This is a genomic window from Glaciibacter kafniensis, assembly GCF_039538945.1.
In the GTDB taxonomy this organism is placed as follows: domain Bacteria; phylum Actinomycetota; class Actinomycetes; order Actinomycetales; family Microbacteriaceae; genus Cryobacterium; species Cryobacterium kafniensis.
In genome coordinates, this window is sequence record NZ_BAABCN010000012.1 from 140,132 (window position 1) to 152,541 (window position 12,410).

Sequence of the window (12,410 nt, forward strand, 5' to 3'; positions counted from 1 at the left end):
TCTCTTGACTTGGGTTGCGTTTGAACGTCGGCTCACGGGGTCTCGACCCGATCGCGGGCGGCCTCCTCGACCAACGAATATCACTCGGCAGCAGCCGCACAGGTCGAGGACGCCGGCTCGTGCTCGAGCCGCGCCTGCGTCCACGCGAGGAGGTCGCCGATCAGCGGAGAATCCGGCGCCACCACTTCCATATGGCCGCGACCCGCATAGGTGCGATACTCCAGAGCCTGCCCACCCGCGCAGAGGCCGTCGACATAGTTCTGCTGCATCGCCGGATCGATCAGCGGGTCGGCCAGCCCCTGGCCGATGAACAGCGGCGCACTGATCGGCCCGGTCGGGGTGTTCTCCCGCAGCCGTTCCCCGAAGGCTCCGCTCGTCGGGTCGATCGCAAAAATGCTGCGGTCCTTCGCGATCGACAGGGCCGACAGCACCGAGACGAGCAGCCCGGGTTCCGAGAGGCAGCGTGAGGCCATCTCCCGTACCAGGGTGCGGGCGGTCGGCGTGATGTATTGGTTGAAATCGACGTCGGGATAGGTCTCGGTATACGCCTCGATCACGTAGGAGCCGAAGACGCTTCCGCCGGTGATCGTCGGCAGATTCGCCGTCAAAGTGATCGCATCGCTGGCCGGGGCGAGCGCCGCGACCCCGATCACGTTCACATCGGGCGCGTAGCTCTCGGCGAGCTGTCCCGTCCAGAGCGCGGCGTGGCCGCCCTGCGAGTGCCCCCAGACCACGGTTTCGTCGGCCATCTCGATCTGGTCGAGCTGGTGTGCGGCGCGCACCGCGTCGAGCACTGATCGACCTTCGCCCTGTCCGATGAGATACGGATGCGGTCCCTCGGTTCCCAGCCCGATGTAGTCGGTCGCAACGAGAATCCACTGGTTTGCAATGATCTGATCCAACGCAGGGAGGGCGCCGGCCACGAGCGGATCGGCGAGTGCCGACGGGGCACAATTGGTGGCGTATCCGGTCGTGCCATGCGCCCAGGCGACGACCGGGCGCGGCCCGGCCGGGGCATCCGCTGCCACCATGACGATGCCGCTCGCCACCGCGGGAACGCCGTCGGTGCGTGTGGTCGTGTAGAGGATGCGCCAAGCCCGTGCCGACTCGGGAATCCCCTGGGTGAACGCTTCGGCTTTCAGCAGTGCGCCCGGCTGGTTTGGCACCGTCGACGGGGCTGCGTAGAACGCGTCGACGGTCGGTGAGTCGGAACGCAGCGTGCCGCCGACGATTCCGACGCCAATCGCAAGCACCAACGCGACGATTGCGGCGAGCGAGCGCGACCAGCGCCCGAAGGTCGCGCGTGCATGGGTCTGCGGTCGGCTCCCCGTCGACGCCCGATGCCCGAAGGCGCGGGCGAGCGCAGCCCAGATGCTCGCCAGGCCGAACACGAGCGTGCGAATTCCGAAGAGCACGGCCACCACGAGCAGGGTGACATCCGGCCATTGCACGGCCAGCACGCCCAGAATCAGGTCGGTCAATCCGAACAGCAGCGCGGCGAAACGTTCGTCTGTCGTGCCGCGGATCGCGGCGAAGCAGCGCACGAGTCCCGAGACCATGAGGAGCGCGGCGACCACCCAGCCGAGCGCCCCGATCGTCAGCCCCTGCCAGACGATCAGAATCACACCGGCCGCGATCCATCCGACGGCGAGTGCGGTGACCGCCCGGATGTTGGTGCGGGGCGCACGCGACGGATCGGCTGCCCGCAGATCGACCCCCAACATATCGGAGAGCCCAGACGCGATGAAGCTCAGCCCAAGAAAGAGGCCGAGCGTGCCGAGTGAGCTCAACGGACGCACAATCAGGATGGCGCCCAGCGCGACGGCGGCGAGGCCAACGACCACCGCCACCCACCACGGCGCCCGGCCGATCATGCCCGGAAGAAAACGCACCCGGTCCCGCAGCCCCCGCGCGTGCATCAGTCGTCCTCGTTCTTCAGTCGGTCCTTCAGATCGCCGTGCGCGAGCACCAGCGCGACGATCGACGTGGCGATGCAGATGATGCCGAGCGGGTTCGCCAACCCGATCGCGATGCCAAGCCCCGGCTCGGTCGCCCCACTCAGAATCGTCTGCGGTCCGGCCGCGGTGAGGTCGGGAATCGTCAGGCCGAGCAGGATGCCCGTGAACCAGGCGAGGCAGATCATCGCGATCGTCGCGGGTCGGGTGCGCCGCCCCAGCCGAGCCGTGCGCACGATCGCGCGCCCCGCGAAGAAGTGCAGTGTTGCGATAAGAAACCCGAGCGTGACGACGTAGATCGGGGTCAGCGAACCGCCGATCCCGAAGAGAAAGCGGCCGAAGCAGATCCAGAGGGCGAGAACCAGCCCGCCGACGGTGACGGCGTAGCCGAGCAGGGCAGTCCGGGTCGTGCCCTCAACCTGCAGAGCGACCGACGTCGACTCGACCGGCGCGGAGTCGATCGGCAAGCTGTCGTTTCGGTACGTCACCGCAAACCTCTCCTTTCTGACCTCTATGAGGCGGGCGTCGCGGCCGGCGTTGCGGCCGAGTAGAACGGAATCGCCAGCGCGTTCTCGAACACGTCACCGCGGTTGCCGATCACGAGCCCCATGATGCAGACAATGACGTGAACGATCGCAAGAACAAAGAAACCGACAACCGGCGTTCCGATCGGAAAGAACCCCTTCACTCCGCTGAACACATTGGCCAGCACGATGACGGCGAGCACCAGCACCACCAGGGTCGCGACGACGGTGAGCCCCCAGTTTGCGGCACGCCGCGCATTCTCAGCGGCGACCCCGCCCTGCTTCTTGGCCGCAGGATAGACGGCCGCCATCGCGATACCGGCAACCAGCATCCCGACGAACGGAATCGGAACATAGGCCAGAAACCCGAGCCCATAGCCCAGGGTTCCTTTCCTCGGAACGGCGAGCGGACGTGCGGCGAACTGAGGAGAAGTCATGGGTTCAGGCTAGCGGTGCGTCGTGCTTCAACAGCGCGTCGACGAGCACTTCGTTGGTCGAGGGGCACGCGACGAAGGAGCACGCATCTCTGAGGTATATGGCCCATTTCGTTGGTCGAGGAGCACGCGACGAAGGAGCACGCTATGAGGTATATTGCCTTTTCGTTAATCGAGGAGCGCGCGAGCTTGCGAGCACGCGTCTCGAGATCTCGCGAGCCAATCCATGAACTCGAGTTGCGTTCAAACATTGGCCGACGGGGTCTCGACCCGATCGCGGGCGGCCTCCTCGACCAACGAGATTTCCGTGTTGCGCCGCCTCAGCTGCGCTGACGAATCCGGAACACGTCGGAGTGGAATCTCGTCGAACGAGGCGAAGAAGTTGTCGATGGTGTCACCAAGTTCGGTTTCGAGGAGATGCCGCACGTCGGTCCACTCCGCAGCCGGAACGCGCTGTTGCAGCAGCGCGAGCTCGGTGAGGAATTCCTGTGGGAGGAGGTCTGTGCGGGTGGAGAGCACCTGTCCGAGTTTCACGAACGATCCGCCGGCATCCGCCAATGCACCCCGAAGTGCACGAGCCTGTTTGATGCGTTCATTTCTGCCGGGGTGTACTCCTGCACGTCCCAGACGAACTGCGACTCGAATCCGACCTCGGCAGCGAGCCCGAGGATTCCGGCGATGAGAAGCCGGATGATCCCGATCCTGGTTCCGAGAATGCGTCGCGAGAACGAGGCAATCACAATCATGAAGACAACCGTGAGGGCGCTACTTCATCAAGTACCGGGTGACCGCCAGTACGCGCCGATGCATATCGTCTTCGACGTTGAGGCCGAAGACCTCATAGATGCGGGAGATATGTCCGGTCACCGAGCGTTCGGTGAGATGCAGCGCCGAGGCGATTCCCGCATTGCTGATGCCCTGCGCCATCAGCTCGATGACCTCCTGCTGCCGCCGCGTCAGTTCACCGGCGGTCAGCCCTCTGCGCCTGGCCTGGGCGCCCATCACCGCGACAATTTCGGGGTCAAGCACGGTTGCTCCGGCCGCGACACTGCGCAGGTCGGCGCAGAAACGTTCGATGTCGCCCACCCGCTGTTTCAGAAAGTAGCCGACCCCTCCGGTCGGCTCCGCAATGAGTTCGCTCGCATACTGCCGCTGAACATGCTGGGACAGCACAACCACCGCAATGGCCGGGTGCTGCTTCTTGATGGTGAGCGCGGCCACCAGTCCTTCGTCGCGCATCCCCGGTGGCATTCTGATGTCGGTGATCACCAGTTGCGGCGGGTTGTTCTGCACCGCCAACAGCAGGTCATCGGCATTGCCCACGGTTTCTGAGACGAGAAACCCGTTGCGGTTCAAGACCAGGGCGAGCCCTTCGCGAATCAACGGCTCGTCGTCGGCGATCAGAACGCGCATGGGATCCGCACACTCACGCGAGTGCCGCCGCCGACCGCTGTCGAGAATTCGACCTGGCCATTGACTGCCTCAACCCGGTCGACGATGCCGCGCACGCCCACACCGATTGCGTGTTTGGTGCGCGGTTCAGACCCGGAGGGCACGGTGTGAAAGCGCGCCGTCGCCGTCCTCCAATCGAAACCGACCCCGTTATCAATCACGTCAAGAACCAGTTCCTTCGTCTGCTGTGGCGAGTGCGCCGCCCGGGTGTACACGTCGAGGCTCACGCTGAGCCGGCTCGCGTTCGCATGTTTGAAGATGTTAGTGAGGCTTTCGGCCGCCACGAAATAGAGCGCTCGCTGCACGTCACTCAGAATGCTCTCGTCTACGACGGCGTCACCGATCTCGACGTCGGCCTGCATCGGAGCGCGATCGACGAGAGCGACAATCGCCGCGCCCAGTCCCCGTTCGATGAGCAGAGGCGGCATCACCTCATGAACCAGATCGCGCAGCTCGGCTGCCGTCGTGTCGATGTCGCGGCGCAGCGCGGTGGCCGCTTCGTGTAGTGCACCACCGGTCGGGGGCTGACGCGAGTCGACCGGCATCCGTTCGCTCAATTGACCGGCGAGCGTGCCGGCATCCATCGACAGCACCACCAGCCGCATCTGCACGCTGTCGTGCAGGTTCTGCGCAATCTGCGCTCGCGCGTCGTCGGCAGCGGCGAGCACCCGCGCTCGGGATTTGCGGAGCTCCTTCTCACTGCGCAGCAGACGCTCGGTCAAACGGATGCGCAGAATCGCGGCGCCGACAAGTCGGCCCGCCACGTCGAGCACGTCACGATCGTTCACCATCCGATCGGAGTAGACGATGGTACCGAGAGTCTCTGCCCCCTGGGTGATCACGTAGAGCGCGGAATTCTCTTCGAGGGGCCGAAACAGCGGACTCGGGCCCGAGGCGTCAACGACGACGGTCTCGTCGGGCGCTCCGTCGAGCCCGCGGAGTTCGCCGGCATTGGCCGACCACAGCAGGATGCGCGCGGTGGGGTCACCGAGAAGGCGAACCAGTGCCGGGGTGAGCTCGTTCTGTCCCGACGAATCCAGTTCATGCGTTGCGCCGCTCACGTCCATCGCCGCTTCCTGGGCGAAGCCACCACGCACGACGCTCACAACGAACATCACCGGCACTCCCGCCAACAGCAGAATCTGCGCGACAAAGACCGCCGGCAGCGGCCAACCGAAGGCGGGGAGCTGAGGAACGATGACGACGACAAACATTCCGTAGAGATACATCGGGGCCAGAAGGCGCCGAACCGGCGGTCGAGCATGCTTCAATCGCACAGCCAAGATGACAAACACAGCGATCTGAACGACAACGAAAGTCCAGCCCTGTATTCGCTGCAACACGTCAGTCGCCGGGAGCCCCGTCGTGGCGCTGGTGGCGCCCACGGCCGGCGCACCGGTGCCGACGGTCGCTTGGAGTGTGAGCATGGCCAATTGCGGAAGCAAGATCGAGGCGTATGACAAGCAGGTAATCAACCTCGGGAACCAACCGGTCAGTCGACCACCCGGAAAAATGAGCAGCAGGTGCACGCACACGCCGATGGCGATCGGTGAAACCGTGATGCCGATGATTTGCAAGATCACGATCTGGCTGTTGCCGAGGTTTCCGAGCACCAGGGCTCCCCCGGCTGCGACGATCAGTGCGCCCACCGGGTTTGTCGGCCGCCGGGTCCAGGCCCAGACTCCGGTGGCGACGTATCCGGCAGCCACAGTCAACACAATCAGATTGCCCCACAACCCCAGTGGGTCTGGAGCTGACAGCACAACGGTGATCCCGGCCAGAACCACGCTCTGCCCCACCAGGATGATGAGGGACCGGTTGAGCGAACGACGGCCCGGAGATTTCGCCGGCCGTTCTGCCCGAGCGTCAGTGAGCATCCGTGGCCCCTCCTGCCCACCCGCCAGCGTTCGAACCGGCAGGTGCAGACACGATCGTGTCGGCTAACACTACCGGCACGTGCGCACGACTCGGCGAACCCGGCCGTCCGGAGTTGGAGTACCGCCCGCGGGAGAGGTAGTCATGCAGCAGCAGCGCGGAGCAGGCCACTAACGTGTGATGCCATGCTCACGACCGACCCAGAGTGGGCGTCGCTGGTTAGAAAGGCGGAGGTTCCGATTCGCGGTGTGGTGCCGAATTCAAGGTCTCGGAGGCGCCGTGATCGGGGCCGGGAGGTGCTGTTTTGGACGATTCGGCTGAGCTGAAATCGCTGCTGGGAAGTGTCGTGTCGGGCTGATCGGTGCTCGAAACAGTCGGTTCGAGTGGTTTCGTGTTCGGGAGCCCGGCGTTGGGCAGGCTGGTGCCGGGAAGCTCGAGTGCGGGCCAGGTGGTGTAGACGCGTCCGGTGGGTGAGGTCCAGTCGATGACGCCGTTGCCGCGGCCGATGGGGTTCCAGGTGCTGGCGTGTTTGAGCCGGTGGCACGCCTTGCAGAGGTGGGCGAGGTTGTGGGCGTCGGTGGGGCCGCCGTGCGCGAAGGCGCGGGTGTGGTCGATCTCGGAGGTGGCGGCGGGTTGCCCGCAGTTCACTCCGCGGCAGGTGCCGTCGCGGGTTTGCAACCAGATCCGGAGGTCTTTGGGCACTCTGTAGTGCTCTCGGCCCAGGGAGAGCGGCACCCCGGTCTCCGGATTCACCATCAACCGCAGGAACGACGGCGCCTTCGCGCACAACTCGCGTGCGGTATCGGGATCGATCGGCCCGTAGCCGTCGAGGGTGGCGGGTTCGTCGCTGAGTCCCATCAGGGTGAACACCGGCACGGTGACGATCACGGTGGGCCGGATGCCGCGGCGTGCCTTCGAGCGGCGCTTGGTCCGCTTCGCACCAGCAGCACCACCACCAGCACCACCAGCAGCGCCGTCAGCGCCACCGGCACCGGCGCTACCGCCGCCACCGGCACTGGCGTCGTCGAGCAGCTGTTGCAGTTCCGCGGTGATCTCGCCCGGCTCGAACAGTTCCCCGTCATGCAGCAGCTCGATGGCGACATCCGCCCGCAACTGGGTGAGGGTGCGTGGTTCGGTCGGGCCTTGCCGGCGGCGGGCGACGGCGTCCACCCGGGTGAATGCGGCCTGCACGTCGGCGGCCGGCCCGAAGAGGTGCAGCCAGGCCATCCCGTCGGGCGCGGCCTCGAACGCGAGCCGGCGTTCCGCGACGGCGGCGCGTGTGCGGGCGATGATCGAGTCCGGGTGCATCCGCTCGCGCAACGCGACGGCTTTGCGGCGCAATTGGCTGGCCGGCAGCCGGAGCGCATCCGGCAGCACCGCTTGCTCGAATGCCGCCCGCACGTCGGCGGGCAGGATGCGGGCTTGATCGATGATCACCCGGGCATGCTGGTAACTGATCGCGCCGTTCTCCAACGCCGCGAGCGTGCCGGGCAGTTCATGCACCAGGGCTTGGCTCTCGTCGATCAGCCGAGACGCGGTCGGCTGCGGCGCCCCGAGTAGCGCGCCGATCTCCCGGACGAAGACCTGGTCCGCCCACTCGGCCCGGTCCGACTGAGACAGCTTCGGGTTCAGCAGCACGAACTCGTCAGAGACCAACGACCAGAGCCGCGCGGCATCCACCGATCGGGCCTGCCGTGCGGCATCGATCGCCAACCGTCGGTGATCGACGGCAACCACGTCGAGGTACTGACCCAGCCGGGCCGCGTAGCCCTTCTCGAGCAGCGGCCCCTCCGCCGGATCTTCAGGCAGCGGGCCATCCACCCAGCCGGGAAAATCGGCCGGGGACTTCCCGAACACGAAGTCCATCGGGTCGTAGTCACCGCACACCCCGAAGTCATCCTCGTCGGGTAGCGCGTCGGGCGCTAACTCCAGGTTCTGCAACAGCTCCAGCTGATCCATACCTCCAGCTAATCGGACACCACCGACACCGCCGGGCAATCCGGGCCGGGGGTTGACAAACCGGCCAGGACCGGGAGTTTCCCGGGCCGACAGGCGAGCCCGAGACCCGGGTGAGCGCATCCGTCGGCGCCGGTTAAGTCAGGGAATCGGACGGCGGCGGTCGCGACGAGCTCGACCAACGAGACGGATGGGCCTGCGACGGGTATGGATGAGTCCGCGACGGGGAGAGATGGGCTACACGCGGGCTTCCCCGACACGGGAAAGCCAACCGCGCAGCAGCGGCAGCACGACGTCGCTGTGCATCGCGCCCAGGTGGTCAAGGCCGGAGAGCACTTCGACGTCCCACCCCGCGGATTCCAGCTTCGCTCCGTCGCGCAGCAGCGGCTCGGCGATTCGCACGGTGACACCGCCCCACCGCGGCGGGTACTCAATGGCATCCTCGCTGCCCGCGAAGCAGAGCCGCGGCATCCGCAGTTCAGCTTGAACCGCGGCATCGTCGAACTCCGCGAGCGCTTCGTAGAGGGTGACGAACTGCCTCGTTTGCTCCTCATCTGTCTGAATGGCGGCTGAATCCCAATCGCCGGGGGTGACTTCGACGTCGTTCACCGTGGCATCCGCCTCGGCTTCGCGACTCGACGACGCCTGGTGAGCCGCACGGGTCACCGCGAGCATCGCCGGATACGGGCCGTCGATCGGAGGGAATCCGCCCATGGCGAGCGCCCAGAGCCGGTCGGTTCGCAGGGCGAGTTGCAGGCCGGCCAGAGCCAGCCAGGAGTATCCGTAGTATGCAAACCGGTCGGCTCCCACCGCATCCGCGATGGCGAGGAGATCGGCGGCGAGGTTCTGCGGCGTCAACGTCTCGGCTGCGGGATGCTCCATCCGGTGGGCTTCGTAGTCGGCTGCGATCACCCGAAAGGATGTCGACAGCCCCGCGATCAGCCGCGGCCCCAGCTCGGGGTCGGCGCCCCACTGCCGCATCGTCTCGGCGGTCGCCGGATCATGCAGGGTCGAGCGAACCGGCAGCAGGAGATTGCGCCCCTCTCCCTCGATACGGAGCACAATCTTCGAGCCATCGTGGAGCACGGCTTCGGTCTCGTTCATGAAATCTTCCTCGAACGGTCGAGCAGCTGGTGAGTCAGCCGGTCGGCCAGCGCTTGTGGAAATCTATCGCGGGAGGCGCCACTGAGAGTAGGCGTTGACGCCGATGCGGGTCGAGCCTTCGACGGGCTTGCCCCACCAGAGACGCGATGCTGTGCCGGGCACTGAGGTTCATGATGCGCACGCCACTCGGGCGGAGGAGCACACGGCGAGGGCAACACGATCGAGCCGTTTCCGCACGCCGTCACGACCGCATACCGCTGGCCCGTCGACGAGATGAGCACGCAACTCGCGATCGCAGGTTTTCACGTTCACGAGGTGCATACTCGGGCCGATCCGGGCCAGCGGCCCCACACCGCACTTGTCGCTCGTCGAATCGACGGCGAGCGCTCGCACGGCAATGGAGCAAATCTCTAGAAAGGAGCGACGCCGGAGCGGTCGATGAAGGTTCCGGTCGGCCCAACGCCGCCACGGGTGGCCAGCTCAACGATCGCATCCGTTCCTTCCTTCACCGTCTGCGTCCCGGTGTTCCCGTTGAAATCGGTCGCGGTGAAGCCGGGGTCGGCCGCGTTGATGCGTATCTCCGGGAATGCCTTGGCGTACTGCACCGTGAGCATCGTCACTGCGGCCTTCGATGAGGTGTAAAGCGGCGAGTTGAACTTCGACTCGATCCGCTCGGGATCGTGCACGAAAGCGAATGATCCCATGCCACTGGTTACGTTGACGATGGTCGGATTGCTCGATGCGCGAAGGAGCGGAACGAAGGCGCCGATCATACGCACGACGCTCACAACGTTGGTACCGTAGACCGCCAGAGCGTCGTCTGCGGTCAGTTCCGCGGCCTGGCTGTGGGGACCAGAGATGCCCGCGTTGTTGATTAAAACGTCGAGACCACCGGCGTCGGCGATTGTCTGGGCGGCGCCGGCGACGGAGGCGTCGCTCGTCACATCGAGGTGCACGAACCGGCCGCCGAGGGCATCCGCTGCCTGCTGGCCGCGCGCCGGGTCGCGCGCACCCATCCAGACGGTGTGCCCGGCCTCGATGAGACGGCGGGCGGTTTCATAGCCGAGACCCTTATTGGCTCCGGAGATCAGTGTTGTTGTCATGTTTTCGAGTCTGCTCCCGCGACGACGGGATGTCGTGGCCCGGGTGAACAGGAGGACTGGCAGTACCACCCTCAATCCTGCTGTCGCTGTCAGAATGGCACCATGCACGATGCGCGCAGTGATCTCGGAGCACTCCTCCGCTCGTGGCGCGACCGCCTCTCGCCTGTCGACGTGGGGTTTCCCGCCGGCTATTCCAGACGGGCGTCGGGATTACGACGCGAGGAACTTGCCTCGCTCGCCGGTTTGAGTGTCGACTACGTCGTGCGCCTGGAACAAGGGCGTGCCCGGCATCCGTCCGCTCAGGTCGCGGCGTCGCTCGCCCGGGCGCTCCAGCTGAGCGACGCCGAGCGAGATCACCTCTTCGTCATCGCTGGGCTTCTTCCGCCGTCACCCGGCGACGTGCCCGCGCACATCCCGCCCGGCGTGCAGCGTTTGGTTGCCCGGCTCGGCGAGATCCCCTTGGCCGTCTTCACCGCTTCATGGGACCTCCTCACCTGGAGCCCGCTCTGGGCGGCTTTGCTCGGCGAGCCAATCCGATCCGGCACGGGCCGACCGAACCTCCTTCGGGCGCACTTCACCGGCACGCCGCTGGGCGACAGCGACGGCGCGATTGTCAGTCGGTCGAGCGATATCGGGGTGTTCCAGGCGTCGCTCGTCGCCGACCTCCGCCGCGTTCATGGCCGGTACCCCCGCGATCGCGGGGTGTTGGCCCTGGTCACTGAGCTGCAGGCATCGAGTGAGCGGTTCCGGGAGCTCTGGGAGAGCGGCGCAGTGGGGGAACACCAGTCGGAGCTGAAGGTGCTGCACAACGATGCCGTCGGCGATATTGAGCTCGATTGCGACGTGCTCAGCGTCGCCGGCACCGACCTGCGGATCGTCGTCTACACGGCCGCCACGGGATCCGAGGACGCCGAAAAGCTCGACTTTTTGCGCGTCTCCGCCGTCGCTGCGGCCCTACGCGCGCACTGAGGATGTCGTGGCGGGCTAGAGCAGGCCTCGCTTCTCCGGTGCGTTGCGCTCCAGGAGCGCGGCGCCGATCCGGATGAGTTCGGCGCGCACCGCTGCCGGCTCCAGAACCTCAATGTCGGCGCCCCAGCCTGCCAAGCCACGGGCGAGCATGATCTCGCTGGGAGCGCTGATACGTACCGTGACGCGCTCGCTGTCATTCCCCGTTTCGATCACGGCCGATTCGCCGAACTGATGACGCAGGAATGGAACGATCGCGATGCTCGTGACCACGGTGGCGGATGCGCGCTCCCGCTGCTCAGTCACGTCTCGAACGACCGCGTTCCACGCCTCGGTGAGATCGAAGTTCTCAGGGCGGTCGGCTGGCTCGTTCGTGATCGCTGACTCGACGATTCGCTCGATGCGATATGTGCGCGGGGTGCCGTCCACGCCGCCCAGCAGGTACCAGACCCCGTCTTTCTCGACCATCCCCCACGGATCGCAGAGGCTTTCGTCCGGGTCGCGGTCCCACCCGCGGTACGACAGGCGAACCTTTCTGCGCTGCACGACGGCGTCTTGCAACGCCTTCACGAGGGGCTGCTCGGCACGACGGGGTCGCCCCCACCGAGCTGGGTCGATCACCACCGCCTCGGCGGCCGCCTCGGCATCCGTTCTGAACGTCTCGGGGAGAGCGCGCACAAGCTTGCGGAGCGCGGACTTGACCTCAGGCGCCACCGAAGCGGCGGGCCCGACCAGCAGGAACAGTGCGCGCGCCTCAGCGGAGGTCAGCCCGGTCAAGTCTGTGCGCGCACCGCCGAGTAGCTGCCAACCGCCGCCGCGACCCACCTGCGGATACACCGGAATGCCTGCCGCTGACAACGCCTCGAAATCGCGCCTCACCGTGGCAACGGATGTCTCGAATTCCGCAGCCACCTCCCGAGCTGTGACACGCCCCTTGGCCTGCATCATCAGGAGTGTGGCGACGAGCCGATCTGCACGCATATGTTCAGTATCGCAATGAAAGTGATCAGAGGGTGAGCACTTTGCGAGAGCAGACTGAAA

12 protein-coding genes are annotated in these 12,410 nt (G+C 66.0%); 1 reads left to right on the forward strand and 11 read right to left on the reverse strand.

Features of this window, described 5'->3' with window-relative positions; all coding sequences use genetic code 11:
• Window positions 1–80: 80 nt before the first annotated feature.
• The 10 genes from ABD791_RS16755 to ABD791_RS16800 form a co-directional block, all read right to left on the reverse strand.
• Window positions 81–1,919, reverse strand: coding sequence for a lipase family protein (locus ABD791_RS16755; RefSeq protein ID WP_345068789.1), 1,839 nt, complete (start codon window positions 1,917–1,919; stop codon window positions 81–83).
• A complete protein-coding gene (locus ABD791_RS16760; protein WP_345068791.1) occupies window positions 1,919–2,443 on the reverse strand; it encodes a hypothetical protein in 525 nt (174 codons plus the stop codon). Before ABD791_RS16760 ends, ABD791_RS16755 begins: the two co-directional genes overlap by 1 nt.
• 23 nt (window positions 2,444–2,466) lie before the next feature.
• Complete coding sequence (locus ABD791_RS16765; protein ID WP_345068793.1) at window positions 2,467–2,916, reverse strand: magnetosome magnetite crystal formation protein family; 450 nt, start codon at window positions 2,914–2,916, stop codon at window positions 2,467–2,469.
• 240 nt (window positions 2,917–3,156) lie between these two features.
• Window positions 3,157–3,447, reverse strand: coding sequence for an AarF/UbiB family protein (locus tag ABD791_RS16770; protein ID WP_345068795.1), 291 nt, complete (start codon window positions 3,445–3,447; stop codon window positions 3,157–3,159).
• Entirely contained in the window at window positions 3,444–3,659 is a 216-nt protein-coding gene (locus tag ABD791_RS16775) for a hypothetical protein (protein WP_345068796.1), read from the reverse strand. Before ABD791_RS16775 ends, ABD791_RS16770 begins: the two co-directional genes overlap by 4 nt.
• A gap of 19 nt (window positions 3,660–3,678) precedes the next feature.
• Complete coding sequence (locus ABD791_RS16780) at window positions 3,679–4,326, reverse strand: response regulator (protein ID WP_345068798.1); 648 nt, start codon at window positions 4,324–4,326, stop codon at window positions 3,679–3,681.
• Entirely contained in the window at window positions 4,314–6,242 is a 1,929-nt protein-coding gene (locus tag ABD791_RS16785; RefSeq protein WP_345068799.1) for a sensor histidine kinase, read from the reverse strand. The genes ABD791_RS16780 and ABD791_RS16785 overlap by 13 nt, the downstream gene beginning before the upstream one ends.
• A 217-nt stretch (window positions 6,243–6,459) precedes the next feature.
• On the reverse strand, window positions 6,460–8,199 hold the full coding sequence (locus ABD791_RS16790) for an HNH endonuclease (RefSeq protein ID WP_345068801.1): 1,740 nt from the start codon (window positions 8,197–8,199) through the stop codon (window positions 6,460–6,462).
• Window positions 8,200–8,433: 234 nt separating this feature from the next.
• Window positions 8,434–9,300, reverse strand: a complete 867-nt coding sequence (locus ABD791_RS16795) for an alpha/beta hydrolase (RefSeq protein WP_345068802.1) — start codon at window positions 9,298–9,300, stop codon at window positions 8,434–8,436.
• 410 nt (window positions 9,301–9,710) lie between these two features.
• Window positions 9,711–10,403, reverse strand: coding sequence for an SDR family NAD(P)-dependent oxidoreductase (locus ABD791_RS16800; protein WP_345068804.1), 693 nt, complete (start codon window positions 10,401–10,403; stop codon window positions 9,711–9,713).
• 102 nt (window positions 10,404–10,505) lie between these two features.
• Here ABD791_RS16800 and ABD791_RS16805 point away from each other — a divergent pair, with 102 nt between their 5' ends.
• The gene (locus tag ABD791_RS16805; RefSeq protein ID WP_345068806.1) at window positions 10,506–11,372 is read left to right on the forward strand and encodes a helix-turn-helix transcriptional regulator; all 867 of its coding nucleotides are present in this window, start codon (window positions 10,506–10,508) and stop codon (window positions 11,370–11,372) included.
• Window positions 11,373–11,387: 15 nt separating this feature from the next.
• Here ABD791_RS16805 and ABD791_RS16810 read toward each other — a convergent pair whose 3' ends face one another.
• Complete coding sequence (locus ABD791_RS16810; protein WP_345068808.1) at window positions 11,388–12,350, reverse strand: helix-turn-helix transcriptional regulator; 963 nt, start codon at window positions 12,348–12,350, stop codon at window positions 11,388–11,390.
• Window positions 12,351–12,410 lie beyond the last annotated feature (60 nt).

Bases quoted from the DNA above. Each gene is read 5' to 3' on its own strand.
- ABD791_RS16755 (WP_345068789.1), bottom strand. From the start codon at position 1,919: ATGCACGCGCGGGGGCTGCGGGACCGGGTGCGTTTTCTTCCGGGCATG.
- ABD791_RS16765 (WP_345068793.1), bottom strand. From the start codon at position 2,916: ATGACTTCTCCTCAGTTCGCCGCACGTCCGCTCGCCGTTCCGAGGAAA.
- ABD791_RS16775 (WP_345068796.1), bottom strand. From the start codon at position 3,659: ATGATTGTGATTGCCTCGTTCTCGCGACGCATTCTCGGAACCAGGATC.
- ABD791_RS16780 (WP_345068798.1), bottom strand. From the start codon at position 4,326: ATGCGCGTTCTGATCGCCGACGACGAGCCGTTGATTCGCGAAGGGCTC.
- ABD791_RS16785 (WP_345068799.1), bottom strand. From the start codon at position 6,242: ATGCTCACTGACGCTCGGGCAGAACGGCCGGCGAAATCTCCGGGCCGT.
- ABD791_RS16790 (WP_345068801.1), bottom strand. From the start codon at position 8,199: ATGGATCAGCTGGAGCTGTTGCAGAACCTGGAGTTAGCGCCCGACGCG.
- ABD791_RS16795 (WP_345068802.1), bottom strand. From the start codon at position 9,300: ATGAACGAGACCGAAGCCGTGCTCCACGATGGCTCGAAGATTGTGCTC.
- ABD791_RS16800 (WP_345068804.1), bottom strand. From the start codon at position 10,403: ATGACAACAACACTGATCTCCGGAGCCAATAAGGGTCTCGGCTATGAA.
- ABD791_RS16805 (WP_345068806.1), top strand. From the start codon at position 10,506: ATGCACGATGCGCGCAGTGATCTCGGAGCACTCCTCCGCTCGTGGCGC.
- ABD791_RS16810 (WP_345068808.1), bottom strand. From the start codon at position 12,350: ATGCGTGCAGATCGGCTCGTCGCCACACTCCTGATGATGCAGGCCAAG.